Source organism: Variovorax sp. PBL-E5, assembly GCF_901827185.1.
Lineage (GTDB): Bacteria > Pseudomonadota > Gammaproteobacteria > Burkholderiales > Burkholderiaceae_C > Variovorax.
Genome location: NZ_LR594671.1, coordinates 2,003,469 through 2,028,386, shown reverse-complemented (window position 1 = coordinate 2,028,386; position 24,918 = coordinate 2,003,469). Strand labels below are relative to the sequence as shown.

Sequence of the window (24,918 nt, the reverse complement as noted above, 5' to 3'; positions counted from 1 at the left end):
CGCCGCCGGATCACGACTTGGCGAAAGCGTTGCCGAGTGCGAACACAGAATTGGGCGCATTGACCCGGATCGGCTTGACCACCGGCTGCGCCGAGATCGCGCGCTTGACGGCCGGCTTGTTCTCGATCTGCACGCCCTTGGCGAGCTGGTCGTCGACCAGCTTCTGCAGCGTGACGGAGTCGAGGAACTCGACCATGCGCTGGTTCAGCGAGGCCCAGAGCTCGTGCGTCATGCAGCGGCCGGCTTCGCCGAGACAGTTTTCCTTGCCGCCGCATTGGGTGGCATCGATCGGCTCGTCGACCGAGACGATGATGTCGGCGACCGTGATGTCCGCCGCCTTGCGCCCCAGCGAATAGCCGCCGCCGGGGCCGCGAGTCGACTCGACCAGCTCGTGCCGGCGCAGCTTGCCGAACAGTTGCTCCAGGTAGGACAGGGAAATCTGCTGCCGCTGGCTGATCGCGGCCAGCGTGACGGGACCGGTGTTCTGGCGCAGTGCCAGATCGATCATGGCTGTGACCGCAAAACGGCCTTTGGTAGTGAGACGCATCGCAAGCTCCTTTGAGTGCTTACCGTTGAAATGACACCGCGGCGGGTAGCTCTGGTGACGCCGTCTCCGCCCTTCCCGACCCGATACCGCTGGTGACCCAATCGGTAGGAGCCGGTCCTTCATCGCGAAGTTCTTTTGTTGTTGAGTATTTCACTCAAGTATAGCAGAAGGCCACGCGTCCTGCTCGGGTAAACCCGATTGCAGCCTGAAGGGGTGTCAGGCGGTCGCGTCGCCCGGCGGCGGGATGGCGATGTTGTCGTGCACGGAAGCCCCGAAGGCCTGCTCGCGCAGCAGCGCCAGCTGGTCCCGCACGCGCGCCGCCTTTTCGAATTCGAGGTTGCGGGCGTGCTCCAGCATCAGCTTCTCGAGGCGCTTGATCTCGCGGGAAATGTCCTTCTCGCTCATGTCCTCGACCCTGGCGCGCTCCAGCTCCAGCTTGGCGTTTTCCTTGTTGGTCTTCTCGCTGTAGACGCCGTCGATCAGGTCCCGCACCTGCTTGACGATGCTGCGCGGCGTGATGCCGTTGGCTTCGTTGTGGGCGATCTGCTTGGCGCGCCGGCGCTCGGTTTCGTCGATCGCCTTCTTCATCGAATCCGTCATGCGATCGGCGTACAGGATGGCCTTGCCGTTCAGATTGCGCGCCGCGCGGCCGATGGTCTGGATCAGCGAGCGCTCGGCACGCAGGAAGCCTTCCTTGTCGGCATCGAGGATCGCGACCAGCGACACCTCGGGAATGTCGAGGCCCTCGCGCAGCAGATTGATGCCCACCAGCACGTCGAAGGTGCCGAGCCGCAGATCGCGCAGGATCTCGACCCGCTCCACCGTGTCGATGTCGCTGTGCAGGTAGCGCACCTTGACGCCATTGTCGCCCAGGTAGTCGGTCAGCTGCTCGGCCATGCGCTTGGTGAGGGTGGTGATCAGCACGCGCTCGTGCTTGTCGACCCGCATGCGGATCTCCTGCAGCACGTCGTCCACCTGGTGCGTGGCCGGCCGCACCTCGACCTCGGGATCGATCAGCCCGGTGGGCCGGACCAATTGTTCGACGACGTTGCCCGCATGGTCTTTCTCGTACTGCGCCGGCGTGGCCGACACGAAGATCGCCTGGCGCATGCGCGTCTCGAATTCATCGAACTTCAGCGGCCGGTTGTCGAGCGCCGAAGGCAGCCGGAAGCCGTATTCGACCAGCGTGGTCTTGCGCGCCCGGTCGCCGCTGTACATGCCGTTGAGCTGGCCGATCATCTGGTGGCTCTCGTCGAGGAACATGAGCGCGTCCTTCGGCAGGTAGTCGGTCAGCGTCGCCGGCGGATCGCCGGGCGCTGCGCCCGACAGGTGGCGCGTATAGTTCTCGATGCCCTTGCAGTGCCCGATCTCGGCCAGCATCTCGAGATCGAAGCGCGTGCGCTGCTCCAGCCGCTGTGCCTCGACCAGCTTGCCCTGCCCGACGAATTCCTTGAGCCGCTCGCCGAGTTCGATCTTGATGGTGTCGACCGCGGCCAGCACCTTGTCGCGCGGCGTCACGTAATGGCTCGACGGATAGACCGTGAAGCGCGGAATCTTCTGACGGATGCGCCCCGTGAGCGGGTCGAAGAGCTGCAGCGTTTCGATCTCGTCGTCGAACAATTCGATGCGGATCGCCAGCTCGCTGTGCTCGGCCGGAAAGACATCGATGGTGTCGCCGCGCACGCGAAAGGTCCCGCGCGAAAAATCCTGTTCGTTGCGCGTGTACTGCATGCGGATCAGCCGGCCGATCACGTCGCGCTGGCCGACCTTGTCGCCCGTGCGCATGATGAAACGCATCTGCGTGTAGTCCTCGGGCGTGCCGATGCCGTAGATGGCGCTCACGGTGGCCACGATCACGGTATCGCGCCGCTCCAGCACGCTCTTGGTAGCCGACAGGCGCATCTGCTCGATGTGCTCGTTGATCGAGCTGTCCTTCTCGATGAACAGGTCGCGCTGCGGCACGTAGGCCTCGGGCTGGTAGTAGTCGTAATAGCTGACGAAATACTCGACGGCGTTCTTCGGGAAGAACTCGCGGAATTCGCTGTAGAGCTGCGCCGCCAGCGTCTTGTTGGGCGCGAACACGATGGCCGGCCGGCCCAGCCGTGCGATCACGTTGGCCATGGTGAAGGTCTTGCCCGAGCCGGTCACGCCCAGCAAGGTCTGGAACACCTCGCCGTCCTGGACGCCCTCGACCAGCCCCGCGATCGCCGCGGGCTGGTCCCCCGCGGGCGGATAGGGCTGGTACAGCTCGAAGGGAGAGCCCGGGAATTTGATGAACTCGCCCTCCTTCGCGGGCCCGACGGGATCGGCCTGCTGCGGCTTGGGAATGACTTCAGAGATTTCTGGCATGGCGTGGACCCTGTGAGCTGGCGGCGCGGCCGGTAAAATTCAAGGCAACCGGAAAGCGTAACGCAGGTCCGGTGTTCCCGCGAATCGATCACCCCAAAGGACTTTCCATGTCAATGTTCACCGCCGTCGAGATGGCGCCGCGCGACCCGATCCTGGGCCTCAACGAGCAATATGCCGCCGACAGCAATCCCAACAAGGTCAACCTCGGCGTCGGCGTGTACTACGACGACAACGGCAAGCTGCCGCTGCTGGCATGCGTGCAGAAGGCCGAACAGGACATGATGAAAGCGCCCACCGCGCGCGGCTACCTGCCGATCGACGGCATCGCGGCCTACGACAACGCGGTCAAGGGGCTGGTGTTCGGCATCGACAGCGAACCGGTCAAGTCCGGCCGCGTGGCCACCATCCAGGGCCTGGGCGGCACCGGTGGCCTCAAGGTCGGCGCCGACTTCCTCAAGCGACTCGCACCCGACGCCAAGGTGCTGATCAGCGACCCGAGCTGGGAAAACCATCGCGCGCTCTTCACGCAGGCCGGCTTCAAGGTCGAAAGCTACCCCTACTACGACGCAGCGAAGCGCGGCATCGACTTCGACGGCATGCTGGGCGCGCTGAAGGCTGCGCCGGCCGGCACCATCGTCGTGCTGCATGCCTGCTGCCACAACCCGACCGGCTACGACATCACGGCCGCGCAATGGGACCAGGTGGTCGCCGCCGTCAAGGCGAACAAGCTGACCGCCTTCCTGGACATGGCCTACCAGGGCTTCGGCTATGGCCTCGAGGAAGACGGCGCTGCGATCGGCAAGTTCGTCGACGCGGGCCTGACCTTCTTCGTCTCGACCTCGTTCTCCAAGAGCTTCAGCCTCTACGGCGAACGCGTCGGCGCGCTGTCGGTGCTGTGCGAGAACAAGGAAGAGGCCGCGCGCGTGCTGAGCCAGCTCAAGACCGCGATCCGCGCCAACTACAGCAACCCGCCGACGCACGGTGGCGCGGTGGTCGCGGCGGTGCTGGGCAATGCCGAACTGCGCGCGCTGTGGGAAAAAGAGCTCGGCGAGATGCGCGTGCGCATCAAGGCCATGCGCCAGAAGCTGGTCGACGGCCTCAAGGCAGCCGGCGTGAAGGAGGACATGAGCTTCATCACCACGCAGATCGGCATGTTCAGCTATTCGGGCCTCAGCAAGGCGCAGATGGTGCGCCTGCGCGAGGAGTTCGGCGTCTACGGCACCGACACCGGCCGCATGTGCGTCGCCGCGCTCAACAGCAAGAACATCGACTACGTTTGCCAGAGCATCGCCAAGGTTCTCTGAGCATCGGCGGGCCGCTGCGGGCCAAAGATGTCACGGCCGGCCGGCGGGACTGGGGCTCATCCTCTATATCCTGTCCGGCCCTGCTGATATATTGCACTGCAGCAGTAACTACCCAGTTAATTCTCCGGTCCTCCGATGCTCTATCAACTCTATGAAGCGCAGCGCTCCCTGATGGAGCCGTTCGCCGACTTCGCCCAGGCCGCCTCCAAGCTCTATGGCCAGGGCGCCGTCTTCGGGCAGACGCCGATGGCGCAGCGCATGGCCGCCGGATACGACCTGATCTACCGGCTGGGCAAGGACTACGAGAAGCCCGAGTTCGGCATCAAGACGGTGAAGGTCGGCGGCGACGACGTCGTGGTCCAGGAAAGCGTCGAGATCGAGAAACCCTTCTGCGAGCTGCGGCGCTTCAAGCGCTTCACCGACGATGCCGACACGCTCCGCACGCTCAAGAGCCAGCCCGTGGTGTTGATCGTCGCACCGCTGTCGGGCCACTACGCGACGCTGCTGCGCGACACGGTACGCACCATGCTGCAGGACCATAAGGTCTACATCACCGACTGGACCAACGCGCGCCTGGTGCCGCTGTCCGAAGGCGAATTCCACCTCGATGACTATGTCAACTACATCGAGGAATTCCTGCGCCACCTGCAATCGAAATACGGCCACTGCCATGTGATCAGCGTCTGCCAGCCCACCGTGCCGGTGCTGGCTGCGGTGTCGCTGATGGCCAGCCGCGGCGAAGGGACGCCGCTGTCGATGACCATGATGGGCGGCCCGATCGATGCGCGCAAATCGCCCACAGCCGTCAACAACCTGGCGACGAACAAGAGCTTCGAGTGGTTCGAGAACAACGTGATCTACCGCGTGCCCGACAACTTCCCGGGCGTCGGCCGCCGTGTCTACCCGGGCTTCCTGCAGCACACCGGCTTTGTCGCGATGAACCCGGACCGCCATGCCAGCAGCCACTACGACTACTTCAAGGACCTGATCAAGGGCGACGACGCGAGCGCCGAAGCCCACCGCAAGTTCTACGACGAATACAACGCCGTGCTCGACATGGATGCGGACTACTACCTCGAGACCATCCGCACGGTGTTCCAGCAGTTCGAACTCGTGAACGGCACCTGGGACGTGAAGAGCGCCGACGGCCTGCTCGAGCGCGTGCGCCCGCAGGACATCCGCTCGACCGGCCTTCTGACCATCGAAGGCGAGCTGGACGACATCTCCGGCTCCGGCCAGACCCGCGCCGCGCACGACCTGTGCACGGGCGTCGCCGCGTCGAACCATCGGCACTACGAGGTCAAGGGCGCAGGCCACTACGGCATCTTCAGCGGACGCCGCTGGCGCGATCTCGTCTATCCGGAGGTGAAAGCCTTCATCGCCGCGCACGACAAGCCGCAAAAGGCCACCACCCGCGCGGCAGCCACCGGCGAGGACGCGCTCAAGCCCGCGACGGCGCCCCGGCGTACCGCCGTCAAGGCGGCGCTACCAGCCACGCGCAGGAAGGCATCCCCGGCAGCGGCCCGCCGGCCCCGCGCGACCGCGCGCTGAGCACCACTGCGTGGTGAACACGCCGGCCGCACGCATCCTCGAGGCCCTGCCGCAGACGCAGTGCACGCGCTGCGGCTACCCGGATTGCGCCGGCTATGCGCAGGCCATCGCTTCCGGCGAGGCTGGCATTCACCAATGCCCACCCGGCGGCGCCGAAGGCGTGCAGCGGCTGTCGCGCCTCACCGGCCAGCCGGCGCAGCCGATCGATCCGCGGTTCGGCACCGAAGGCCCACGCGCGCTGGCCGTGATCGACGAAGCCTGGTGCATCGGCTGCACGCTGTGCCTGGACGCCTGCCCGACCGACGCGATCCTCGGAATCCACAAGCGCATGCATACGGTGATCGAGGCGCACTGCACGGGTTGCGAGCTCTGCATTCCGGCCTGCCCCGTCGACTGCATCTCGCTCGAAGTCGCGACGCCGGGCCGCAGCGGCTGGCAGGCCTGGTCCCAGGCCGAGGCGGATCATGCACGGGCGCGCTACGAAGCCCATCGCACGCGGCATGCGAAGAAGCCATCGCCGCGCAGCGCCGCCGCCTCGGACGTGCCCGCAGACACGATGAATCCCTCGGAGCGCAAGCGGGCCATCGTCGACGCGGCGCTGGCCCGCGCCCGCGCCGCGGCCGCATCGAAGGCCAAGGACAGGAAGACCCCATGACGACCGACACGCTGATCCTCTACGCGCTCGCCTCGCTCGCGCTCGCCATCACGCCGGGGCCGACCATGCTGCTCGCGCTGTCCAACGGCATCGCCGGTGGGATGCGGGCGGCGGCATGGGGCATTGCGGGTGCCTCGCTCGGCGCCTGCGTGCTGATCACCGTCGTCGCGCTTGGGCTGGGATCGCTGCTCGCCGCATCGGAGTGGCTGTTCAACGCGATCCGCATCGCCGGTGTCGCCTACCTCGTCTGGCTCGGCATCAAGCTGTGGCGCACCCAGCCGCTCGACCTCGGCGCGATGCTGTCGTCGACAGAACCCTTGCGGGGCCGGGTGGCCTTCCGACGCAGCCTCACGGTCGCGCTGTCGAACCCGAAGACGCTGCTCTTCTTCGCGGCCTTCCTGCCGCAATTCGTCTCGATCGCAGAGCCGCAGGGCCCGCAGTACCTCGTGCTTGGCGCATGCTTCGTCGCCATCGACACCTGCGTGATGCTGGGCTACGCCGGCGCGGGCACGCAGGCAGTGCGCAGGCTGTCGCAACGCAGCCTGCAGCGCATCCACCGCGGCTGTGCGGCCGGCATGTGGGCGCTGGCCGCGACGCTAGCGATCTGGCGCCGTCCCGGTGGCTGACTCGCCCCCAGGCTTGCCCACTTCGTGTGGCCGCCAACCCCCTTCCGGGGGCAACACCGGCGGCCCGGCGGAGCCGGTTCCGCGGTGTTTCTGAACCTAGCCTGCCGCGAGGGCCGAGAAGGCTTTGATCACTTCGGGCGGTGCTTGCACCATCTCGATCAGCACGCCTTCGCCCGCGATCGGGAATTCCTCGTTGCCCTTGGGATGCAGGAAGCAGATGTCGAAGCCGGCCGCGCCCTTGCGGATGCCGCCCGGCGCGAAACGCACGCCCTGCGCGGCGAGCCACTCGACCGCCTTCGGCAGATCGTCGATCCATAAGCCGACGTGATTGAGCGGCGTGGCATGCACCGCGGGCTTCTTGTCGGGATCGAGCGGCTGCATGAGATCGACCTCGACCTTGAACGGGCCGCTGCCGATCGCGCAGATGTCCTCGTCGACGTTCTCGCGCTCGCTCCTGAACGTGCCGGTGACTTCGAGCCCCAGCATCTCGACCCAGAGCTTCTGAAGACGGGTCTTGTCGGTACCGCCAATGGCGATCTGCTGGACGCCCAGCACCTTGAAGGGACGTGTCGTCATGCGAACTCCATGATCACCTGGTCCACCGACAGCGACTCGCCCTTGGCGGCCGAGATCGCGCCGACCACGCCATCCTGCGTGGCGAACAGCACGTTCTCCATCTTCATTGCCTCGATCACTGCGAGCTTCTCGCCGGCCTGCACCTGCTGGCCCGACTGCACCGAGACCTCGACCAGCAGCCCCGGCATCGGCGACATCAGGAACTTGCTCAGGTCCGGCGGCGCCTTGTAGGGCATCAGCTTCAACAGCCGCGCGCCCAGCGGCGACAGCACCACGGTCTCGATCTGCGTGCCGTTGTGCGAGATGCGCAGGGCCAGCGGATTCTTGCCCGCGCCGCGCTCGACCTGCGCGACGAAGGCGCGGCCATTGACCGTGCCTTCGACCCGGATGCTGCCGAGCGATGCACCGCTGTCGATCTTGTAGTTGTGGGCGCCGACCGCGACGACGCTGGCGCCGGTCTGGCCGTGGAAGTCCGTCACCGAGACGGGCGTGTGCACATGCTGGCCTTGCACATCCAGCGAGACAACCACGAACTGCTCGCCCACCTTCACGCCATGCCCTTCGAGCTGGCCGCTGATGCCCGAGGCGCGCGCACGGTAGCGCCGGTGCACATAGGCCGCCAGCGCGATCAGGAAGTCCGGATCGTCATGCGGCACGTCTTCGGCATGGAAGCCTTTGCCATAGTGCTCGGCGATGAAGCCCGTATTGAAATCGCCGGCCACGAACTTCGGATGCGCGAGCAGCGCCGCCTGGAACGGGATGTTGCTGCTGATGCCGCGGATCACGAAGCCGTTGAGCGCCTCGCGCATCATCGCGATCGCGTGCGCGCGGTCGCGCCCGTGCACGATCAGCTTGGCGATCATCGAGTCGTAGAACATCGGAATCTCGCCGCCGTCATAGACGCCGGTGTCCACGCGCACGCCGTAGAGATGCCCGGTATCGGCCGCGAACATCGTCTCCTTCGGCGGCTGGAAGCGCACCAGCCGGCCGGTCGAGGGCAGGAAGTTGCGAAACGGATCCTCGGCATTGATGCGGCACTCGATGGCCCAGCCCTCGCGCTTCACGTCCTTCTGCGCCAGCGGCAGCTTCTCGCCGGCGGCGACGCGGATCATGAGCTCGACCAGGTCGAGCCCGGTGATCGCCTCGGTCACCGGATGCTCGACTTGCAGCCGCGTGTTCATCTCCAGGAAGTAGAAGCTCTGGTCTTTGCCGACCACGAATTCCACCGTGCCTGCGCTCTGGTAGTTCACCGCCTTGGCCAGTGCCACGGCCTGTTCGCCCATGGCCTTGCGCGTGGCATCGCTGATGAAGGGCGACGGCGCTTCCTCGATCACCTTCTGGTGGCGCCGCTGGATCGAGCATTCGCGCTCGTTGAGGTAGATCACGTTGCCGTGCGCATCGCCGAGCACCTGGATCTCGATGTGGCGCGGCTCCTCGACGAACTTCTCGATGAACACGCGGTCGTCGCCGAAGCTGTTGCGTGCCTCGTTGCGGCAGGAGGTGAAGCCCTCGAACGCATCCTTGTCGTTGTAGGCCACGCGCAGGCCCTTGCCGCCGCCGCCGGCCGAGGCCTTGATCATCACCGGGTAGCCGACGTCCCGGGCGATCTCGACGGCGCGCTCGGCGGTCTCGATCGCATCGTTCCAGCCCGGAATCGTGTTGACCTTGGCCTCCTTCGCGAGCTTCTTCGAGGCGATCTTGTCGCCCATCGCCGCGATCGAATGGTGCTTGGGACCGATGAAGACGATGCCCTCCTCCTCGACCTTGCGCGCGAAGGCTTCGTTCTCCGACAGGAAGCCGTAGCCGGGATGCACCGCCTCGGCGCCGGTCTTCTTGCAGGCCGCGATGATGCGGTCGGCCTGCAGGTAGCTCTCGCGGCTCGGCGAGGCGCCGATGTGCACGGCCTCGTCCGCAAGCTCGACGTGGCGCGCGTCCTTGTCGGCATCGGAATACACGGCGACCGTGAGGATGCCGAGCTTCTTCGCGGTCTTGATGACGCGGCAGGCGATTTCGCCGCGATTGGCAATCAGGATCTTCTTGAACATGTTCTTGTCCCGTTTCAGAGGGGGATGTTCCCGTGCTTGCGCCACGGATTGTCTAACTTCTTCTCGCGCAGCATCACCAGGCTGCGGCAGATGCGCTTGCGCGTTTCGCTCGGCAGGATCACGTCATCGATGTAGCCGCGCGTGCCGGCCACGTAGGGATTGGCGAAGCGCGCCTTGTATTCGGCCTCGCGCGCGGCGAGCTTCTCGGGGTCGTTCTTGTCCTCGCGGAAGATGATCTCGACCGCGCCCTTGGCGCCCATCACCGCAATCTCGGCGCGCGGCCAGGCCAGGTTGACGTCACCGCGCAGGTGCTTGGACGCCATCACGTCGTAGGCGCCGCCGTAGGCCTTGCGCGTGATGACGGTGATCTTCGGCACCGTGCACTCGGCGTAGGCATAGAGCAGCTTGGCGCCGTGCTTGATGATGCCGCCGTACTCCTGGCTGGTGCCGGGCATGAAGCCGGGCACGTCGACGAAGGTCACGACCGGGATGTTGAACGCATCGCAGAAGCGCACGAAGCGCGCCGCCTTGATCGACGACTTGATGTCCAGGCAGCCGGCCAGCACCAGCGGCTGGTTGGCGACGATGCCGATGCTCTGGCCTTCCATGCGCGCGAAGCCGATCACGATGTTCTTCGCGTAGTCGGGCTGCAGCTCGAAGAAGTCGCCGTCGTCGACCACCTTGGCGATCAGCTCCTTCATGTCGTAGGGCTTGTTCGGGTTCTCGGGCACCAGCGTGTCCAGCGATGCGTCGGCACGCTCGGCCGGATCGCCGCTCGGGCGCACCGGCGGCTTCTCTCGGTTGTTGAGCGGCAGATAGTTGTAGAGCCGGCGCAGCATCATCAGCGCCTCGACGTCGTTCTCGAAGGCCATGTCGGCCACGCCGCTCTTGGTTGTGTGGGTGGACGCGCCGCCCAGTTCCTCGGCCGTCACGTCCTCGTGCGTCACGGTCTTCACCACCTCGGGGCCGGTGACGAACATGTAGGAGCTGTCCTTGACCATGAAGATGAAGTCGGTCATGGCCGGCGAATACACGGCGCCGCCCGCGCAAGGGCCCATGATCATGCTGATCTGCGGCACCACGCCCGAGGCCATCACGTTGCGCTGGAACACCTCGGCATAGCCGCCGAGCGAGGCCACGCCTTCCTGGATGCGCGCGCCGCCCGAATCGTTGAGGCCGATGACGGGCGCGCCGACTTTCATCGCCTGGTCCATCACCTTGCAGATCTTCTCGGCATGCGCTTCGCTGAGCGCGCCACCGAAGACGGTGAAGTCCTGACTGAAGATGAACACCAGGCGGCCGTTGATCATGCCGTAGCCGGTGACCACGCCATCGCCGGGGATCTTGTTGTCGTCCATGCCGAAGTCGCTGGAGCGGTGCTCGACGAACATGTCCCACTCTTCGAAGGTGTTGTCGTCGAGCAGCAGTTCGATGCGCTCGCGCGCCGTCAGCTTGCCCTTGGCATGCTGGGCGTCGATGCGCTTCTGCCCACCGCCGAGCCGCGCCTGCGCGCGCCGGTTTTCGAGTTGTTCGAGGATTTCTTTCATGGGCGTCCCGTCAAGGTGTTGTCGTTGTTCCCGCCTGGGCGGCGAGAAGATTTCGTGCCGCGGTCGATGCGGGCAAGGTGCCCGCCGCAACCTGGGCGATGGCCTGTGGCAGAAGCTCGCGCACCTGCGGATGATGGCGAAAGGCATGCTTGAGCCCGGCGTCGATGCGCTCCCACATCCACGCGAGCGCTTGTTTTTCGCGGCGGCTCGCGAGCTTGCCGTTGGCCGCCTGCATCGTCCTGAACTGCGTGACTGCGTCCCAGAAGGCATCGATGCCGGTGCCGGCCAGCGCGCTGAGCTGGATCACCCTCGGTTGCCAGAAGCGCACTTCGGCCTCGGGCGTGCCCGGTGCGGCGTGAGCGGCCTGCATCGCCTGTGCGTGCGCGGGATTGCCATGGTGGCCGAAGAGGCGCAGCGCCGAGGTGATCTGGGCCTGGGCGCGGGTGGCTGCGTCCTTGTCGAGGTCGGCCTTGTTGATGACGACCAGGTCGGCCAGCTCCATCACGCCCTTCTTGATCGCCTGCAGGTCGTCGCCGGCATTGGGCAGTTGCAGCAGCACGAACATGTCGGTCATGCCGGAGACCGCGGTTTCGCTCTGGCCGACGCCCACCGTCTCGACGATCACGATATCGTAGCCCGCGGCTTCGCACACCAGCATCGCCTCGCGCGTCTTCTCGGCCACGCCGCCCAGCGTGCCCGACGAAGGGCTCGGCCGGATGTAGGCGCGCTCGTGCACCGAGAGCTTTTCCATGCGCGTCTTGTCGCCGAGGATCGAGCCGCCGGAGACGGTGGACGAAGGGTCGACCGTGAGCACCGCGACGCGATGGCCGCGCCCGATCAGGTACAGCCCCAGCGTCTCGATGAAGGTCGACTTGCCGACGCCGGGCACGCCCGAGATACCGAGCCGGAACGACTGGCCCGTGTGCGGCAGCAGCGCGGTGAGCAGCTCATCGGCTTGCGCGCGATGGTCGGCGCGCGTCGATTCGAGCAGCGTGATCGCCTTGGCGATCGCGCGGCGCTGCGGCGCACCTTCCGCCGCCAGCGCTTCGACGGTGACCGGGGTTCGAACCACCGGCATGTTCAGGCCGTGACCGCGGCGCGGATCTGCTCCAGCACATCCTTGGCACTCGCAGGTATCGGCGTGCCCGGCCCGTAGATGCCTTTCACACCCGCCTCGTAGAGGAAGTCATAGTCCTGACGCGGAATCACACCGCCGACGAACACGATGATGTCGTCGGCGCCCTGCTTCTTCAGCTCCTGGATGATGGCGGGCACCAAGGTCTTGTGGCCTGCGGCCAGCGTGCTCACGCCGACCGCATGCACGTCGTTCTCGATCGCCTGGCGCGCGCACTCTTCCGGCGTCTGGAACAGCGGCCCCATGTCGACGTCGAAGCCCAGGTCGGCGAAGGCGGTGGCGACCACCTTCGCGCCGCGGTCGTGGCCGTCCTGGCCGAGCTTGGAGATCATCACGCGCGGGCGCCGGCCCTGCTCTTCGGCAAAGGCCGCGATCTCGTGCTGCAGCGCTTCCCAGCCCTCGGCCGAGTCGTAGGCCGCGGCATAGACGCCGGTGACCTTCTGCGTGTCGGCGCGATGGCGGCCGTAGATCTTTTCGAGCGCATCGCTGATCTCGCCGACCGTGGCGCGCAGGCGCACGGCCTGGATGCTGAGCGCGAGCAGATTGCCTTCGCCGCTTTCGGCCGCGGCGGTCAGCGCGTCGAGCGCGACCTGCACGGCGGCGGCGTCGCGCTTCTCGCGGATCGCCTTGAGCTTGGCGATCTGGCCGTCGCGCACCTTGACGTTGTCGATCGACAGGCTGTCGATCGCATCCTCGGACTTGAGCTTGTACTTGTTGACGCCCACGATCACGTCCTTGCCGGAGTCGATGCGCGCCTGCTTGTCGGCCGCGGCGGCCTCGATCTTGAGCTTGGCCCAGCCGCTGTCGACCGCCTTGGTCATGCCGCCCATGGCCTCGACCTCTTCGATGATGGCCCAGGCCGCATCGGCCATGTCCTGCGTGAGCTTCTCCATCATGTAGCTGCCGGCCCACGGGTCGATCACGTTCGTGATGTGCGTCTCTTCCTGAATGATGAGCTGCGTGTTGCGCGCGATGCGCGCGCTGAACTCGGTAGGCAGCGCGATGGCTTCATCGAGCGCATTGGTGTGCAGGCTCTGCGTGCCGCCGAACACCGCTGCCATCGCCTCGATCGTGGTGCGCACGACGTTGTTGTACGGGTCCTGCTCGGTCAGCGACCAGCCCGAGGTCTGGCAATGCGTGCGCAGCATCAGGCTCTTGGGATTCTTCGGCTCGAACTCCTTCATGATCCGGCACCACAGCAGCCGCGCCGCGCGCATCTTGGCGACTTCCAGATAGAAGTTCATGCCGATGGCCCAGAAGAAGCTCAGCCGGCCGGCGAAGCCGTCGACGTCGAGGCCCTTGGCCAGCGCTGTCTTCACGTACTCCTTGCCGTCGGCCAGCGTGAAGGCCAGTTCCAGCGCCTGGTTGGCGCCGGCTTCCTGCATGTGGTAGCCGCTGATCGAGATCGAGTTGAACTTCGGCATGTGCTCGGCCGTGTACTCGATGATGTCGCCGATGATCCGCATGCTCGGCGCGGGCGGGAAGATGTAGGTGTTGCGGACCATGAACTCCTTGAGGATGTCGTTCTGGATGGTCCCGCTCAGCTGGTCCTGCGCCACGCCCTGCTCTTCGGCCGTCACCACGTAGCCCGCCAGCACTGGCAGCACGGCGCCATTCATCGTCATCGAGACGCTGACCTTGTCGAGCGGGATTCGGTCGAACAGGATCTTCATGTCCTCGACCGAATCGATCGCCACGCCGGCCTTGCCGACGTCGCCCGTCACGCGCGGATGGTCGCTGTCGTAGCCGCGGTGCGTGGCGAGGTCGAAGGCCACGCTGACGCCCTGGCCGCCCGCCGCCAGCGCCTTGCGGTAGAAGGCATTCGATTCCTCGGCGGTCGAGAAGCCGGCGTACTGGCGGATGGTCCACGGGCGCACCGCGTACATCGTGGCCTGCGGGCCGCGCAGGTAGGGCTCGAAGCCCGGGAGTGTGTCGGTGTACCTCAGGCCTTGCAGATCGGCCGCGGTGTAGAGCGGCTTGACGGCGATGCCGTCGGGCGTGATCCAGTTCAACGCGTTCACGTCGCCGCCCGGCGCGGACTTGGCGGCGGCCTTGCCCCAGGCCTCGAGGGTGGCGGTTTGAAAGGTGGGTTCGGGTTTGCTCATGGGCGCCGCTTTGCAGGTCGTGCGAGTGGGTGGGAGTGTGTTCGCTGGGTCGAAACAGTTCAAGGCGAGTCTAACCCATCCGTAATTATTAATTCAAAGTCCTGAGTTGCGGTACATTCCGATCATGTCCGCCCTCACCCTCACCCCGCGCGCCCTCTATGAGGAGGTGGCGGAGCTGCTGCGCCAGCGCATCTTCAATCGCGAGCTCCAGCCCGGCAGCTGGATCGACGAACTCAAGCTGGCAGAGGAATACGGCATCAGCCGCACGCCGCTGCGCGAGGCGCTGAAGGTGCTGGCGGCCGAAGGCCTGGTGACGATGAAGGTGCGGCGCGGCGCCTATGTGACGGAGGTGTCCGAGAAGGATCTGGCGGACGTCTACCACCTGCTCAGCCTGCTCGAAAGCGATGCCGCGGGCGTCGTCGCCGAACGGGCCTCCGCCGCCGAGCTGGCCGAACTCGAGGCGCTGCATGCCCAGCTCGAGGCCGCGGCCAGGCCGGGCCATGTCGACCGCGAGCACTTCTTCGCGCTCAACGAGCGCTTCCACATGCGCCTGCTCGCCATCGCCGACAACCGCTGGCGCGACCAGATGGTGGCCGACCTGCGCAAGGTGATGAAGCTCAACCGCCACAACTCGCTGCTCAAATCGGGGCGCATCGGCGAATCGCTGAAGGAGCACCGCGACGTCATGGCCGCGCTCAAGGCGCGCGACCCGGCAGCCGCGATGGCACGCATGCAGGCACACTTCCGCAGCGGGCTGGAAGCAGCGGCCTGACAGCATCCGCGATGCGCGTTTGCCCGCGCAGATGAGACTTGTGTTTGCTAGCACAATGCTTGCTTTGCATCGCAGATGGCAGTTTTCGAATGAGCGCAGCGCCGGGCCGCCCCAAGCAAGCTCGCGCCCCCTCGGGGGGCAGTGAGGACACGCCAGTGCCGAACATGGGGGCGACATGAGCAGTGTGGTTGTGACCGGCGCCGGCTCCGGCATCGGAGCGGCGACATGCCGCCGCCTGGCCGCACAAGGCATCGACCTCGTGATCCACACCGGCAGCCAGCGCGCTGCGGCCGATGCGGTGTCGCAGCAATGCAGCGCGGTGCGCAGCACGGTGGTGGTCGGCGACATGGCGGCGCCGCAGACGGTCGACGCCCTGCTCGATGCGGCACGCGCGCTGGGCGGCCTGCGCGGCGTGGTCGCCAACGCGGGGTTCGCCGACAAGCGCACGCTCGCACAGCTGGACGACGAGATCGTCGAGCGCTCGCTGCGAACGATGGTGGTCTCGCTGGCCCACCTGCTGCGCAAGAGCCTGCCGATGCTCGAAGAGGCGGGCCAGGGCCGCTTCGTCGCGGTGAGTTCCTTCGTCGCCCACCGTTTCACGCTGGGCGCGTCCACCTTTCCGGCCACCGCCGCGGCCAAGGCCGGCGTCGAGGCGCTGGTCAAGGCGGCGGCCGCGGAAGTCGCCGCGCGCGGCGTGACGGTCAATGCCGTGGCCCCGGGCTATGTGCGCAAGGACCGGCCGAATGCCGGCGCGCTGACCGAGGAACAATGGCGCCAGGCGCTCTCGCGCGTGCCGGCGGGCCGGCTCGCGACGCCCGACGACATCGCGGCCCCGATCGCCTTCTTGCTGAGCCCGGAGGCGGCTTTCATCACCGGTCAGATCCTGCACGTCGATGGCGGCATGACCTTGTAGACAGCCCGCCGATTTTTTCAACCCGATGGAGAACGAACCCATGACAAACCGTCGCCACTTCCTCGCCAGCGTCGCCGCCGCCGGCGCCGCAACGACCTGGACCGCGCAGGCCTTCGCGCAGGCCGACACGACCGAAAGCGCATGGGCGCGCATCGAGCGCACCAAGGTCCTGCGCATGGGCGCGGTCACGGGCGCGGCGCCCTACTACCACAAGGACCTCGCATCGGGCGAATGGCAGGGCTTCATGATCGACTTCGGCAAGAGCCTCGCGGCCAGCCTGAATGCCAAGCTCGACATCCACGAGACCACCTGGGGCAACTCGGTGCTCGACCTGCAATCCAACAAGATCGACGTCTTCTTCGGCCTCAATCCGACGCCGGCGCGCGCGCTGGTGGTCGACTTCTCGGACCCGCTGTTCAACAACGCCTTCGTGCTGGTCGCGCGCAAGGGCTTCGACCCCAAGACCTGGGAGGAGCTGAACAAGCCCGAGGTCAAGATCGCGGTCGACATCGGTTCCTCGCACGACCAGGTCGTGACCAAGACCTGCCCCAACGCACAGATCATCCGCCTCGAGAAGGCCCAGGACGCGACGCTCGCGGTGCAGACCGGCCGCGCCGACTGCCAGGTGCTCGCCGTCGTGCTGGCGCTCACGGTCATGAGCAAGAACCCGTCGGTCGGCCACATCGTGCTGCCGACGCCGACGCAGGCCACCACCACCAATCTGGGCTTTCGCAAGGAGAGCGACCATCGCTGGGTCGAGTACGTCAACAAGTGGATCGCCCAGACGCGCGCCAGCGGCAAGGTCAAGCAGGTGGTGCTGGCCAACATGCAGACACTGTCGGGCGTCAAGCCCGACCAGGTACCGGCCGAAATCAGCTTCTGACGCGCAAGAGCCGCCGTGTACCACTGGGACTTCGAATTTCTCTGGGGCTTTCGCCAGCTGCTTCTCGTCGGGCTCGTCTACACGGCCGCCTACACGGTGATCACCACGGGGCTCGGCCTGCTGATCGGGCTGGCGGTGGCCATGGGGCGGCTCGCGCGCCCCGCCTGGCTGCGCGCGCCGCTCAGGGCCTACGTCGAGGTGTTCCGCTGCACGCCGGTGCTGGTGCAGCTGGTGTGGTTCTACTACGCGCTGCCGGTGCTCACGGGCATCCAGATCTCGGCCGCGCTCGCGGCCGTGCTGGCGCTCTCGCTCTACGGCAGTTCGTTCTATTCGGAGATCATCCGCGGCGGCATCATCTCCATCGACCCCGAGCAGTCCGAAGCAGCGCGCGCGCTCGGCATGCGCCGTGGCCAGGTGATGCGCCGCGTGGTGCTGCCGCAGGCCTTCAGGCGCATGGTGCCGCCGCTGCTCAACCAGTCGATCCTGCAGCTGAAGAACACCTCGCTGCTGTCGGTGCTGGCGCTGCCCGACCTGCTCTACCAGGGCCAGAGCATCGCGCACGAAACCTACCGTCCGCTCGAGGCCTACACCGTGGTCGCGCTCGCCTACTTCCTCGTCCTGCTGCCGGCCACGATCCTGGTCAAGCGCGCCGAGACGCGCCTTTCGAAAACCGCCAACGCATGAATGCTTCCATGATCGAGGTGAGCCACCTCGGCAAGCGCTACGGCAGCAACCAGGTGCTGCGCGACGTCTCGCTGTCGGTCGACAAGGGCCAGGTGGTGGCGCTGATCGGCCCGTCGGGCTCGGGCAAGTCGACGCTGCTGCGCTGCCTGAACCTGCTGATCGTGCCCGACGAAGGCACGGTGCGCGTCGGCGAGCAGTCGCTGGCCTTCCAGGGCGCGGCCACGCGATTGCCCAAGGACGCGGTGCTGGCGGGATTCCGCGCGCGCACCGGCATGGTCTTCCAGCACTTCAACCTGTTCCCGCACATGACGGTGCTGGGCAACGTGATGGAAGGCCCGGTCACCGTGCTGCGGCAGCCCAAGGCCCAGGCCGCGGCCAAGGCGCTGGTGCTGCTGGGCAAGGTCGGACTGCAGGACAAGGCCGATGCCAGGCCCGATCAGCTCTCGGGCGGCCAGAAGCAGCGCGTCGCCATCGCGCGCGCGCTCGCGATGGAGCCGCAGGTGATGCTGTTCGACGAGGTCACTTCCGCGCTCGACCCCGAACTGGTCGGCGAGGTGCTGCGCGTGATCAAGGTGCTGGCCGAGGAAGGCATGACGATGCTGCTGGTCACCCACGAGATGGCCTTCGCACGCGAGGTCGCCGATCGGGTCGCCTTCATGCGCGACGGCGTGATCGTCGAATGCGGCCCGGCGCGCCAGGTGATCGATGCGCCCGCCGAGGCCGCGACGCGCGCCTTCCTGTCACGCTTTCATGAAGGCAGGCCGGCCAGCGCCTGAGTGGATTCGGACTCGGGTGCGCGCTCCGGCTGCGGCGCATGAGCCAGCGCCATCACCGCATGCGGCGCCAGCGCCTTGAACCTGTGGTCGCTCCAGACCTGGCGCCAGCGTCGCGCGCCCGGCAGGCCGTTGCGCAGGCCCAGCATGTGGCGGGCGATGTTCGACCATGGCGTGTCATGCTCGGCCGCCTCGCGCGCCATGTAGTCGCACATCTGCCGTTCGACCTCTTCGCGCGTCAGCGAGGAAGGCGCCTCGCCGAAGAAATCCGCATCCCACGCAGCCAGCCACCACGGGTTGTGATACGCCTCGCGGCCGACCATGACGCCGTCGAGCAGCCGAAGATGCTCGTGCATCCGAGCGCTGCCATCGAAGCCCCCGTTGATCGAGAAGCGCAGCGCCGGGAAGTCGTGCTTCAGACGATGCACGAGCTCGTAGCGCAGCGGCGGCACCTCGCGGTTCTGCTTCGGCGACAGGCCCTTGAGCCACGCATTGCGCGCGTGGACGATGAAGGTGCCGCAGCCCGCTTCGCTCACCGCGCCCACGAAATCCCGCACGAAGGCATAGCTCTCGGTCTTGTCGATGCCGATGCGGTGCTTGACCGTGACCGGCACGTCCACCACGTCGACCATCGCCTTCACGCAGTCCGCCACCAGCTGCGGCTCGTTCATCAGGCAGGCACCGAAAGCGCCGCGCTGCACGCGCTCGCTCGGGCAGCCGCAGTTGAGATTGATCTCGTCGTAGCCCCAGTCCTGGCCGAGGCGCGCGCAGTGCGCGAGATCGGCCGGCTCGCTGCCGCCGAGCTGCAGCGCGACCGGATGCTCCTCGGCGTTGAAGCGCAAATGCCGCGGCACGTCGCCATGGACCAGCGCGCCGGTCGTCACCATCTCGGTGTAGAGCAAGGTGTGGCGCGTGAGCAGGCGATGGAAGAAGCGACAGTGGCGGTCGGTCCAATCCATCATCGGCGCAACGGAGATAACTCTCTCTCCTGGATTCAACAGCTTCGCGTTTTCATTCATTCACTTGGAACCTCTCGTGTGGACTCGCCCGAACAGGCCCATCTCGCGCTGCCCCCATGCACACGGAGCGCACACAAATTACCCATCTTCAAGCAGCTTCCTGCCGGCAACCGACACGCGCAAGTCCACCGCATCGATCTGCATGTCACTGCCATGAAGGACGTGCTGCGGGATCTCCGGCGATCAAGGCCTTTGCCCTCGATGCGAGTTTCTCACGCAGCGGCCGCGTACGGGATTCGCGGCGCAAGCCTACAAGGGCACGGCCGTATTCGCCATGACGGCCTCTGGCGTGCGCGTCAGGCCCGATGCGGGGGGCCGACCGCGAGCGGTGGCTTCCAGGTAGGCGCCGAGCTCCTGCGCATGGCGCACCACTTCCCTGCCGAAGGCAAGGCGGCGCACCTCGTAGCGCTCGAGCGCGGATTCGATCGAGGCGGCATCGCGCAGCGCTTGTGCAAGTGCCACGGCATCCCCCGCGGCCTTGGTGACGCCCATGCCGCAGTGCGGGCGTGCGACGAAGGCGCAGTCGCCCAAGAGCGTGACGCGACCGAAGACAAGGCGCGGGCTCTCCAGGTCATGGATCGGCTGGAACAACAAGGCCGTGGTCTTCTCGACCAGTTCGGCGAACTGCGGCGCCAGCATTCTCCGCGCGTCGCGCCGGGCGGCGTCGAGCAATTCCTGGCGGATGAGCGGCGGCGGAATGCCGTCGGCCCACAGCTTGCCGTCGCCATCGATCAGCATGTCGCGCAACGCCTCTTCATCGACCGGCCGATACCAGACGAAGTTGTAGCGGCGCTGGCCGGGCGCTACGCTGTTGTGCCGGCCGGCGACCGGGTAAGCGATCATCTGCTCATTCGGCGGCAGGCCGAAGGCGAAGTAGGGAAAGACGTCGCGTCGCGCCTGCTCCGACAAGGCCGACTCCTCGACCAGGCCGCGCCAGGCAAGATAGCCCGCGTACACCGGCCGCAGCCGTGGCAGCAATTGCTGGCGCACCGTCGATCGGATGCCATCGGCCGCCACCAGCAAGTCGGCTTTCGCCGCTTCGCCGTCAGCGAAGCGGGCCTCCACCCCACCGGCCTCCTGCGTGAAGGACACGAGGTGCTTGCCCGTGTGATAGCGCGCATCAGGCAGCCCCGAGCGCAGGGTTTGGTACAGCCGCGACCAGGCCGTCAATGTCTGCGGTAGCCGGCATGCAGCGATCCGGCTGCCGTCGGTATCGAGCGTGACGCGCTCCTGCACCTGCACGCCCAGGCTCTCGCCGGCGGGGATGCCGGCCAGCGCGAGCGCCTCGAACAGTTCGGGATGCGTCACGATCCCCGCGCCGCGACCCTGGAGTTCCTCGGCCGCGCGCTCATAGACGTGCACGTCCCAACCTGCGCGCAAGAGCAGATTGGCTGCGAACAAACCCCCGAGCGAACCGCCGACGACGATGACCTTGCCTGCCACTGTGCGCCGCCTGCTCAGACGGCTTCGGAAGCCGGGAAATTCAGTTCGATCACCACGCCCGACGGATCCTCCACAAACAGCTGGTGCAGTCCGAGGTCGGGAACGGTGCGCTCGCGACACGGCAGGCCGGCCTCGGCGATACGCCCGCGCACCCCCGCAAGGTCGGTAGCGGCAAATGCAAGGTGGTCAACGGCGGCACTGCCGCGCAATGTGTCTTCTGCCTTGTCGCCCAAGTACTGCTTGAGGCCTTCGGGGTCATTGCGATCGATGCCGATCAGATGGACCACGCCGTAGTCGGCTTCGTCGCCGCCGCGGTACAGCCAGAGGCCGGGAAAGGGAAAGTGCGGCCGGTAGCCCTCGCGCAAGCCGAGCACCTTGCAATAGAAGTCCCGCGAAGCCTCCAGCGCAGTCGTGCGCACCGAGAAGTGGGCGAGCTTGCCGATGGCCATGGAGATCTCCTGTTGCATTTAACTTATCGAAAGATAAATATTAAGCGCAACAGCAGATCGGCGCAAGTGGCGTCACCTAGCGACCCTTCGGGCCTTCAAGACCGGCGGCACGCCGAGCAGGAAAGTATCGACGCGCAAGTCGATCTGCTCCTCGAGGTTCTTCGGAATCGGCTGCTGGTAAATCCACTTGCGCACGCCCAGGTAGAACACGCTGGAGTGCATCGCCCAGACCAGTTCGACCTCCTCGTCTTCGGCCGCGGCATCGGGCGGATCGGGGATGTCGCAGGCGTGGCGCAGTTCGCGCGCGATCACCAGGAAGTGGCGCTCGCGCAGCCGCGTCAGGTATTTCTGGTTGATGCCGGCGCGGCTCAGGCCGGCATAGATGAAGATGCGCACCCATTCACTGCGCAGCACATAGCGCGCGTAGTCGTGGAAGTAGCGCTTGAGCCGGTCCGACAGCGGCACGGAACGATCCGCCAGCCACTCCTCCCATTCGGGATTCCAGCGGCGGGCGAACACTTCGTCGTAGACCCGATCGACGAGTGCCTCCTTGGTCGGGAAATAGCGGTACAGCAACGGCTGCGTGACCCCCAGTTCCTTGGCCAGGTCGCGTGTGCTGGCGTCAAAGCCGTGGCGCGCGAAGAAGGTGATCGCCGCTTGGACGATCTGGTCCTCGCGGTCCTCGGGGGCCAGACGGCGGCGCGGCGCCGCGACTTCCGCGACAGACCCGTTCGTGATCGAGTCCAGCGCTTTGCGCGGTTCGATGGCGGCTCGGGTTTTCCCTAGTTTATTTATCATATGAACAGTTAGACTAACCAACGAATTATCAATCGATAATCAAACAATAGACGGTAACGGACGTTCGCGCAATTGCCATAGACCCGCCGTCGAAGAGAAACCACTGACCAGGAGACCACGCCGTGAGCAGCGACATCCGCATGGAAGACGAGTATTCCCTCTCGCAGCAAAGCCTGGATCAATTCCGCCACGAAGGTTGGGCCCCGCTGCCCGGGCTGATCAGCCGCGAGCTGGCCGGCGAGATCATGCACAGGCTCTACGCCTCGGACAACACGGTCGCGCCCACCGCCACCGAAAAGTGGATGACCGCCACCGACTACCAGCGCGTGCTGCGCATGCACGACGGCATGGCCTGGAAGGACGACTGGTTCAAGGCGCTTGCACTGTCCAGGCGCATGTCGCAACTGGCGCTGCAGCTGATCGGCGAGGACGAGGGCCTGTTCATCCACGACATGTCCTTCATCAAGACCGGCGACGACGGCGGCGCGACCCCATTCCATCAGGACTTCCCGCACTGGCCCTTCGACCGCACCGGGGCCTTCACCATCTGGATCGCGCTGACCGACATGACCGAGGACATGGGCACGCTGCAGTTCCTGTCGGGCTCGCACCAGGCGGGACCGCTGGGCCGCTTCAGCCGCAGCGTGGGCGACGACATGGTCAAGGCCAAGCCCTGGCTGCTGGAGAAATACCGCAAGGCCGGCGGCCAGCCGCTGCGCGCCGGAGATGCCACGGTGCACGTGGACCTGATGGTGCACGGCGCCGGCGGCAACACCACCGGACGGGACCGCGCCGCCTACACGCTGCGCTACATGCCCACCGACGTGCTCTACACCGGCGCGCCCCACCGGCACTTCGAGAAGTTCGGCCTGACACCAGGCGACGACTTCGCCGATTCCCCACTGGTTCCGCATATTCACCGGAGGCCCGCATGAAGCCCTCCCCGCTGCGCTGCGCGATCGACGATGGCCGGCCGGCCATCGGCATGTTCGTGATGATGGATGGCGGCGCGAGCGCCCGCCTGCTCGCCCACCTCGGCTACGACTTCGTCGTCTTCGACCTGCAGCACGGCGCGATCGACCTGGCAGGCATCGAGGCCGTGCTGGGCGGCGTGAAGGGCACCGAATGCGCGCCGATCGCGCGCGTGCACCCGCGCCGACCAGACCAGATCGAATGGGCCCTGGACCTCGGCGCTCACGGCGTGGTGGTGCCGATGGTCAATTCCGCGGCCGACGCCCGGCTGGCCGTCGACGCCTGCCGTTACGCGCCACAGGGCCGCCGCAGCGTGGCGGCGCTGCGCAACGTGCTGCAGCGAGGCAATGGCTACATGACGAAGGCCAACGACGACGTGGTCTGCATCATCCAGATCGAGCACATCGAGGCTGTGGAGCGCATCGACGAGATCCTGGCAGTGAAGGGCATCGATGCCGTCATGCCCGGCCACGTCGACCTGGCGCTCTCCATGGGTCACACGCTGAGTTACGGCGGCAGCGTATCGAACACCGTGCCGCAGGAAGTGACGGACGCCATCGCCCGCGTGGAGAGCGCTTGCGCCGCGCGCGGATTGCCGGTGATCCCCGTGGCCGGCACGCCGCAGGAATTCGCCCGTGCGCAACAGCGCGGCCAGCGCATCGCCTGCTGCAACACCGATTTCCACCTGTTCCTGCAGGCTGCCGGCGCGCAGCTGCAAGCCTGCCGTGCAGCCATGAACCATCCGACTCCAGGAGACAAGACATGAAGAAGACCCTCCGCGCCATCCTGCTCGGCGCCATCGTCGCTGCTGCCGCGCTCGGTACAGCCGCGCAGAACGCACCCAAGCTCGGCACGATCACCTATGTCGGCTACGAAGGCGCACCGCTGAACCTGACCGAGCAGGTCGCCATCGACCGCGGCCTCTTCAGCGCGCGCGGGCTCGATCTCAAGTTCGTCGGCGCAGCCAATGGCGGCCAGATGGTGTCGTCGCTCATCGGCGGCAGCGCCCAGATCGGCACGCTCACCATCTCCGCCACTGCGCCCTTGCTGAAACAAGGCCAGTGCTTCCAGTACCTCAGCGCCGGCGCCCGCACTTACTACAACCTGGTGGCGCAGCCGGACTTGAAGCTGCCCCATGCCAAGGAGCCGTACCCGAAGAACCTGATCGACCTGAAGGGCAAGAAGATCGCCATCAACGCGCGCGGCACGGCCATGGAATTCATGATGGACGCGATCCTGCGGCAAGCCGGCCTGACACCGGCCGACGTGACCTACATCGCGACCGGCGGCGCGGCCACGGCGGTCGCCGCCTTCCGCAACAAGCAGGTCGACATCGCACTCGACTTTCCGATCCAGGAACAGATGCTCAGGCCAGGCGAGTTCCAGTACATGGCGAAGCTTGCCGAGATGGCCACCAACAATCCGATCTACCACCTGACCCAGGTGTTCTCGGGTGCGAGCTGTGACTACGTCAAGAAGAACCCGCAAGTGGTCGAGGCGTTCTGCTCGGCGGTCGGCGACGCCTACCGCTTCGTCAACGATCCGGCCAACAAGGAGGCCGTGGTGGCGGTGGTACAGAAGTCGCTCAACATCGACAAGCCGACCGCCGAAAGCTTCTGGCAGCAGTACCGCGATTCCTGGCCGTCGGGCAAGATCGACACGGCATCGTGGAACGCTCAGAAGATCCTGCTGCCGGCCGGCACCGAGCTGCCGAACTTCAACGAGTACGTACCCTCGGCCTGCCAGGCCAGGATGTGAGATCGGTGCCCGCC

Annotated in this window: 23 protein-coding genes; 12 read left to right on the top strand and 11 right to left on the bottom strand. The window is 66.4% G+C overall.

The genetic code is table 11. From position 1 onward, the window contains the following. Positions 1–10: 10 nt before the first annotated feature. Positions 11–547: a Fe-S cluster assembly transcriptional regulator IscR gene (iscR, locus tag WDLP6_RS09950; RefSeq protein ID WP_162566853.1), complete on the bottom strand. Its 537-nt coding sequence runs from the start codon at positions 545–547 to the stop codon at positions 11–13. Between the two features lie 216 nt (positions 548–763). Further along, positions 764–2,896: an excinuclease ABC subunit UvrB gene (gene uvrB / locus WDLP6_RS09945; protein ID WP_162592200.1), complete on the bottom strand. Its 2,133-nt coding sequence runs from the start codon at positions 2,894–2,896 to the stop codon at positions 764–766. 107 nt (positions 2,897–3,003) lie between these two features. Between uvrB and WDLP6_RS09940 the strand changes: the two genes are divergently transcribed. The 4 genes from WDLP6_RS09940 (at position 3,004) to WDLP6_RS09925 (ending at position 7,032) form a co-directional block, all read left to right on the top strand. Continuing rightward, positions 3,004–4,200, top strand: coding sequence for an amino acid aminotransferase (locus WDLP6_RS09940; RefSeq protein ID WP_162592199.1), 1,197 nt, complete (start codon positions 3,004–3,006; stop codon positions 4,198–4,200). Positions 4,201–4,335: 135 nt separating this feature from the next. After that, complete coding sequence (locus WDLP6_RS09935; protein WP_162592198.1) at positions 4,336–5,751, top strand: polyhydroxyalkanoate depolymerase; 1,416 nt, start codon at positions 4,336–4,338, stop codon at positions 5,749–5,751. 13 nt (positions 5,752–5,764) lie between these two features. Then, a complete protein-coding gene (locus WDLP6_RS09930; RefSeq protein ID WP_162592197.1) occupies positions 5,765–6,406 on the top strand; it encodes an RnfABCDGE type electron transport complex subunit B in 642 nt (213 codons plus the stop codon). Then, positions 6,403–7,032: a LysE family translocator gene (locus tag WDLP6_RS09925; protein ID WP_162592196.1), complete on the top strand. Its 630-nt coding sequence runs from the start codon at positions 6,403–6,405 to the stop codon at positions 7,030–7,032. The genes WDLP6_RS09930 and WDLP6_RS09925 overlap by 4 nt, the downstream gene beginning before the upstream one ends. Positions 7,033–7,128: 96 nt before the next feature. Here the strand turns inward: WDLP6_RS09925 and WDLP6_RS09920 are convergent, their stop codons facing one another. From WDLP6_RS09920 to scpA, 5 genes are read right to left on the bottom strand one after another with little or no spacing between them, the layout of a single operon-like run. After that, positions 7,129–7,608, bottom strand: a complete 480-nt coding sequence (locus WDLP6_RS09920) for a VOC family protein (protein ID WP_162592195.1) — start codon at positions 7,606–7,608, stop codon at positions 7,129–7,131. After that, complete coding sequence (locus WDLP6_RS09915) at positions 7,605–9,653, bottom strand: acetyl-CoA carboxylase biotin carboxylase subunit (RefSeq protein WP_162592194.1); 2,049 nt, start codon at positions 9,651–9,653, stop codon at positions 7,605–7,607. Before WDLP6_RS09915 ends, WDLP6_RS09920 begins: the two co-directional genes overlap by 4 nt. A gap of 14 nt (positions 9,654–9,667) precedes the next feature. Beyond that, a complete protein-coding gene (locus WDLP6_RS09910) occupies positions 9,668–11,200 on the bottom strand; it encodes an acyl-CoA carboxylase subunit beta (RefSeq protein WP_162566845.1) in 1,533 nt (510 codons plus the stop codon). A gap of 10 nt (positions 11,201–11,210) precedes the next feature. Further along, complete coding sequence (gene meaB, locus WDLP6_RS09905; protein WP_162592193.1) at positions 11,211–12,278, bottom strand: methylmalonyl Co-A mutase-associated GTPase MeaB; 1,068 nt, start codon at positions 12,276–12,278, stop codon at positions 11,211–11,213. Between the two features lie 2 nt (positions 12,279–12,280). After that, positions 12,281–14,440, bottom strand: a complete 2,160-nt coding sequence (gene scpA / locus WDLP6_RS09900; RefSeq protein ID WP_162592192.1) for a methylmalonyl-CoA mutase — start codon at positions 14,438–14,440, stop codon at positions 12,281–12,283. Between the two features lie 124 nt (positions 14,441–14,564). On the opposite strand from scpA, the gene WDLP6_RS09895 reads away from it, so the two are divergent. The 5 genes from WDLP6_RS09895 to WDLP6_RS09875 all read left to right on the top strand — a co-directional run bounded on the left by WDLP6_RS09895 (position 14,565) and on the right by WDLP6_RS09875 (position 18,468). After that, entirely contained in the window at positions 14,565–15,212 is a 648-nt protein-coding gene (locus WDLP6_RS09895) for a GntR family transcriptional regulator (protein ID WP_162592191.1), read from the top strand. A gap of 175 nt (positions 15,213–15,387) precedes the next feature. After that, positions 15,388–16,125, top strand: a complete 738-nt coding sequence (locus WDLP6_RS09890) for an SDR family NAD(P)-dependent oxidoreductase (protein WP_162592190.1) — start codon at positions 15,388–15,390, stop codon at positions 16,123–16,125. 40 nt (positions 16,126–16,165) lie between these two features. Then, positions 16,166–17,008 (top strand): transporter substrate-binding domain-containing protein, encoded by an 843-nt coding sequence (locus WDLP6_RS09885; protein ID WP_162592189.1) that lies wholly within the window; start codon positions 16,166–16,168, stop codon positions 17,006–17,008. 15 nt (positions 17,009–17,023) lie between these two features. Continuing rightward, complete coding sequence (locus WDLP6_RS09880) at positions 17,024–17,692, top strand: amino acid ABC transporter permease (RefSeq protein WP_162592188.1); 669 nt, start codon at positions 17,024–17,026, stop codon at positions 17,690–17,692. Beyond that, positions 17,689–18,468, top strand: a complete 780-nt coding sequence (locus WDLP6_RS09875; RefSeq protein ID WP_269475565.1) for an amino acid ABC transporter ATP-binding protein — start codon at positions 17,689–17,691, stop codon at positions 18,466–18,468. The genes WDLP6_RS09880 and WDLP6_RS09875 overlap by 4 nt, the downstream gene beginning before the upstream one ends. Here the strand turns inward: WDLP6_RS09875 and dusA are convergent. From dusA to WDLP6_RS09855, 4 genes are all read right to left on the bottom strand, one after another. Further along, positions 18,441–19,484, bottom strand: coding sequence for a tRNA dihydrouridine(20/20a) synthase DusA (dusA, locus tag WDLP6_RS09870; RefSeq protein ID WP_162592187.1), 1,044 nt, complete (start codon positions 19,482–19,484; stop codon positions 18,441–18,443). The genes WDLP6_RS09875 and dusA overlap by 28 nt on opposite strands. 249 nt (positions 19,485–19,733) lie before the next feature. After that, on the bottom strand, positions 19,734–20,927 hold the full coding sequence (locus tag WDLP6_RS09865; RefSeq protein WP_162592186.1) for an FAD binding domain-containing protein: 1,194 nt from the start codon (positions 20,925–20,927) through the stop codon (positions 19,734–19,736). Positions 20,928–20,941: 14 nt separating this feature from the next. Beyond that, complete coding sequence (locus WDLP6_RS09860) at positions 20,942–21,376, bottom strand: VOC family protein (protein ID WP_162592185.1); 435 nt, start codon at positions 21,374–21,376, stop codon at positions 20,942–20,944. Between the two features lie 72 nt (positions 21,377–21,448). After that, entirely contained in the window at positions 21,449–22,195 is a 747-nt protein-coding gene (locus WDLP6_RS09855; protein WP_232077015.1) for a TetR/AcrR family transcriptional regulator, read from the bottom strand. Positions 22,196–22,296: 101 nt separating this feature from the next. Here WDLP6_RS09855 and WDLP6_RS09850 point away from each other — a divergent pair, with 101 nt between their 5' ends. Genes WDLP6_RS09850 through WDLP6_RS09840 form a run of 3 tightly spaced genes read left to right on the top strand, consistent with a single transcriptional unit; the run spans position 22,297 to position 24,904 of the window. After that, positions 22,297–23,109 carry a phytanoyl-CoA dioxygenase family protein gene (locus WDLP6_RS09850; RefSeq protein ID WP_162592184.1) on the top strand — a complete coding sequence of 271 codons (813 nt, stop codon included), beginning with the start codon at positions 22,297–22,299 and terminating at the stop codon, positions 23,107–23,109. Continuing rightward, positions 23,106–23,912 (top strand): HpcH/HpaI aldolase family protein, encoded by an 807-nt coding sequence (locus WDLP6_RS09845; protein ID WP_162592183.1) that lies wholly within the window; start codon positions 23,106–23,108, stop codon positions 23,910–23,912. Before WDLP6_RS09850 ends, WDLP6_RS09845 begins: the two co-directional genes overlap by 4 nt. Next, entirely contained in the window at positions 23,909–24,904 is a 996-nt protein-coding gene (locus WDLP6_RS09840) for an ABC transporter substrate-binding protein (RefSeq protein ID WP_162592182.1), read from the top strand. The genes WDLP6_RS09845 and WDLP6_RS09840 overlap by 4 nt, the downstream gene beginning before the upstream one ends. Positions 24,905–24,918 lie beyond the last annotated feature (14 nt).